The sequence below is a fragment of the Kamptonema sp. PCC 6506 genome, assembly GCF_000180455.1.
In the GTDB taxonomy this organism is placed as follows: domain Bacteria; phylum Cyanobacteriota; class Cyanobacteriia; order Cyanobacteriales; family Microcoleaceae; genus Kamptonema; species Kamptonema formosum.
Map to the genome: position 1 here is coordinate 1 of NZ_CACA01000172.1, position 4,287 is coordinate 4,287.

Annotated in this window: 2 protein-coding genes and 1 pseudogene; 2 read left to right on the top strand and 1 reads right to left on the bottom strand. The window is 42.3% G+C overall.

The genetic code is table 11. The features are described from left to right. Nucleotides 1-1,424 (top strand): annotated as a pseudogene (locus OSCI_RS09425) (calcium-binding protein); the annotation flags it as partial. A 220-nt stretch (nt 1,425-1,644) separates the two neighbouring features. Here OSCI_RS09425 and OSCI_RS31925 read toward each other — a convergent pair. Next, nucleotides 1,645-1,767 carry a hypothetical protein gene (locus tag OSCI_RS31925; protein WP_007354696.1) on the bottom strand — a complete coding sequence of 41 codons (123 nt, stop codon included), beginning with the start codon at nt 1,765-1,767 and terminating at the stop codon, nt 1,645-1,647. Nucleotides 1,768-1,868: 101 nt separating this feature from the next. On the opposite strand from OSCI_RS31925, the gene OSCI_RS09430 reads away from it, so the two are divergent. Continuing rightward, nucleotides 1,869-4,287 (top strand): beta strand repeat-containing protein (locus OSCI_RS09430; protein WP_039962012.1); only part of this gene is annotated, 2,419 nt, incomplete at its 3' end.

The window sequence follows — 4,287 nt, forward strand, 5'->3', positions numbered from 1 at the left end:
CTATTACCCCGATTACTGCTAATATTACTGATAACGATATCGCAACACCAACGCCAACACTCACGCCATCAGTAACGCCAACTCCATCAGTAACACCAACTCCATCGGTAACACTAACTCCAACTCCATCAGTAACACCAACTCCATCAGTAACACCAACGCCATCGGTAACTCCCACACCAACACCATCAGTAACACCGACACCAACGCCATCGGTAACACCGACACCAACGCCATCGGTAACACCGACACCAACGCCATCGGTAACACCAACGCCATCGGTAACTCCCACACCAACACCATCAGTAACACCGACACCAACGCCATCGGTAACACCGACACCAACGCCATCGGTAACACCAATTCCATCAGTAACACCGACACCAATACCATCAGTAACACCGACACCAACGCCATCGGTAACACCGACACCAACGCCATCGTTAACACCAATTCCATCAGTAACACCGACACCAATTCTATCGGTAACACCAACTCCCACACCAATAACTAACAACATCCCAGACGATAGCTGCATCTGTGAAAAAATTTCCTATCCCGACTTAAACCAACCCAACTCAGTTGAAAACCGTATATTTGGTATATCTAACCTTCAAATAGGTACGATAAAAAATGATGAGTTTTTAGGTGGCAATTCTGGCAATATCTTCGATGCTAAATCAGGGGATGATAATCTATATGGTGGCGACAGTATAGACATCCTTAACGGTAATTATGGCAATGACTTTATTAGTGGTGGCAAAGGTGATGACATCCTGTTAGGAGATGAAAATAATGATATTATTCTTGGCGATTATGGCGCTGATTTAATCTTCGGAGGGAAAAGTAATGACTTACTAAATGGCCGAGAAGATAATGACACCATTTTTGGTAATAGAAATGATGATTTTATCGACGGTGGCAAGGATAATGATGTTTTATATGGGGGCAAAGGTAATGATACAATTCTTGGCAGTGAAGGTAATGATAACATCTTTGGAAACTTAGAGTCTGATACCATCTGTGGCGGTGTAGGTAATGACTTCATTAGTGGGAATGAACAAGACGATCTTCTCGGAGGTTGTGAAGGAAATGATACAATTTACGGAGGTGAAAATAACGATACTATCACTGGTGGTAAAGGTGACGATATCCTTTATGGAGACTTGGGTAATGATAGTTTGATTGGCGGTAGCGGTAATGATATTTTTATCTTAAAAGCTGGTAGCGGATTTGATACTATCGGTGATTTTACCATTGGTCAAGACTTAATTGGATTAAGTGGTTTAAGTTTTAGTCAGTTAGATTTTACTGAGGATAATCGGGGAACAATTATTAAAAATCTGTTGACAGGGGATCAGTTAGCGATTATGATTGGGGTCGATAAAAGTGCGATTATATCAGCTAATTTTCTGTTGATTTAGTCAGAAAATAAAAGTGCAGTGGCGTAGTTTGGTATAGACATTGCTTTCGGTATTACTCATCTAGGGTAATAGTTTACCTGGTGGAGATTGATATCCATTTCCCTATTTGTATACCCTAGATAAAACTCAAGTTTTAATACCGCGATCGCGATAAAATTGTATTAGTGGTTATGATTTAACCTAGCGTTCTCATCTTAAAGGTATATTTCCCGAAGCATTTTCAGAAAAAGCTTTTAGCTATTTTGCGAAACAAATCTTTTGCATTTTGACTAGCACCACCAGGAATCAGCAAGTTATAAATATTATAGTGCAATAAATTAACGCACAGATTAACGAGATTCATATCGTTTCTGCTTGCATTGGCACAATATATTTTGAGGATATCAGTACGAGAATGGCGATCGCGCTATATAATTGTAGAGACTGGATCTCTAAGGAGTAACTATGGCAACAGTTAGCGTCACAACCACAAACGACTTAGTAGATGGAACTACCAGCAGCATCGCGAACCTAATTGCTAGTCCCGGCGCTGACGGCAAAATCAGCTTGCCAGAGGCAATTGTAGCAGCTAATAACACTGCTGGTGCGGATGCGATCGACCTTACGGGAGTCAGTGGCACAATAACTCTTGCCAGTAGTCTCAGCATTAATAATTCAGTAAGTATTGATGGGCTTGGTGCGAGTAATTTAAGCGTTAGTGGCAATAATGCCGTGCGGGTATTCGATATTTCTGGATCGGGGGTAACAGTCAACATTAGTGACATGACTATTACTCAGGGTAGCGTTACTGGTAGGGGTGCAAATATCTCGGTCACAAACGGTAGTACCTTAACTTTAAACAACAGCACTGTCAGTAATGGCACTGCATCGGGGACGTTTCCTAATGGTAAAGCTGGCGGCATTTTGATCGATAATAGTAGCAATGTCACCGTCACTAACAGCACAATTTCCGGGAACACATCTAACGAAAATGGCGCTGGGATTTACAATCGTAGCGGTACGCTGACGGTAATTAACAGTACAGTTACAAACAACTACACTAATAATACTGGTGGCGGTGGCATTGACAACAGAGGTATCGCCACCGTCAGCAACAGCACGATTAGTGGTAATAGCGCTTCTAACAACGGCGGCGGCATTTACAATGTTAACTCTACGGCGACTCTGACAGTTACTAATAGTACGATCGCTAACAACACAGTCAATTTGAGAGGCGGTGGCATCTCCAACTTCTCAAACGGCACAGCAACGATCGCTAACAGTACGATTAGTGGCAACACAGCACCCAACGGTGGCGGCATTCGCAATACAGGGACGATGACTGTCACTAACAGCACGATCTCTGGTAATACAGCTACTGACAATGGCGGCGGCATCTACAACGTTAATGCAACTACATTAACTATTACAAACAGCACGCTCGCTTATAATTCAGCTAGTAATGGTGGCGGAATCTCCAACGCTAGCAGTACGGCGACAGTTAGTAACAGCATTGTTGCAGGTAATACTGCCACTACTAATACAGAAGTGCAAAACTTAGATACTTTTACCTCCAACGGCAATAACTTAGTAGGACAAAGCGGAAGTGCAGGTAGTTTTCCCACAGTTGCCAGCGATATTACTGTTTCTGGACTCATTAGTACGGTACTTTCTCCCCTTGCAAATAATGGGGGATTAACTCAAACTCATGCCTTACTTGCTAGTTCCCAAGCAATTGATGCAGGTAGCAACACTCTTGCCTCTGGATTAACTAGCGATCAACGTGGTTTACCCTTTACTAGAATCAGTAATTCTACTGTAGATATTGGGGCATTTGAGTATCGCGCTACTCCTCCTGAAGTTGATTTAAGTGTTGTTAAAACTGCCCCCGCCACTGCTAACCCCGGCGGTTCGATTAGTTACACAATTACAGTTACAAATAATAGTACCACAAACACAATCGATCACCTCAATCTCAGCGACACAGTACCCGCAGCAGTAACTAATCCCAGTTTTAGTGCTTCAGCAGGCAATTACAGTAACACTTCTGGAGTCTGGGAAAAAGTTAATTTAGCACCATCACAATCAGCAACATTGACAGTTAATGGGACAATTGATTCAGCAACACCAGCGGGAACTATTGTCACGAATACAGCCACAGTAAAACCTAATCCTATTCTTAGCGGATTAACAGCTTTAGGTATTACTGACTCAGTGACAACTAATGATTCTTCAACAGCCAACACGCTGATACAAGGTATTGTCAATTTATCAGTTAGTAGTAATGCAGGTACGGAAGCAGGTACAACTATAATTACCGTTACCGCCACCGCTTCTAGTGTCGTTTCTAGCAATCAAACTGTTGACTTAGGTGTTTCTGGAACTAATGTTACTGCTGGAGATTACAACCTGGGTAATACTACTATTACTATTCCTAGCGGACAAACTACAGGCACTACTACTTTTACTGTTGTTAACGATGCTGTAGCAGAAGGTACAGAAACCGCGACATTAACTATTAGTAATCCGTCGGCAAATATTGCACTAGGCAGCACGACTACTCAAAATATTGCTATTACTGATAACGATACTGCTAGTGTCAACATCACTCAATCCAGTGGTAGCACCAATGTCTCGGAAGGCGGTGCAACGGATAGTTACACAGTAGTATTAAACAGCCAACCTACAGCCAATGTTACAATTACGATTAATCCTGACAGTCAAAGTACCAGTAGTGCAACTAGCTTAACCTTCACTTCCGCTAACTGGAATACACCACAAACAGTCACAGTCACAGCCGTAAATGATAACCTCGTTGAAGGCAATCATACTAGCACAATTAGTTACACAGCAACTAGCACCGATACTAACTACAATGCGATCG

Bases quoted from the DNA above. Each gene is read 5' to 3' on its own strand.
- OSCI_RS31925 (WP_007354696.1), bottom strand. From the start codon at position 1,767: ATGAATCTCGTTAATCTGTGCGTTAATTTATTGCACTATAATATTTAT.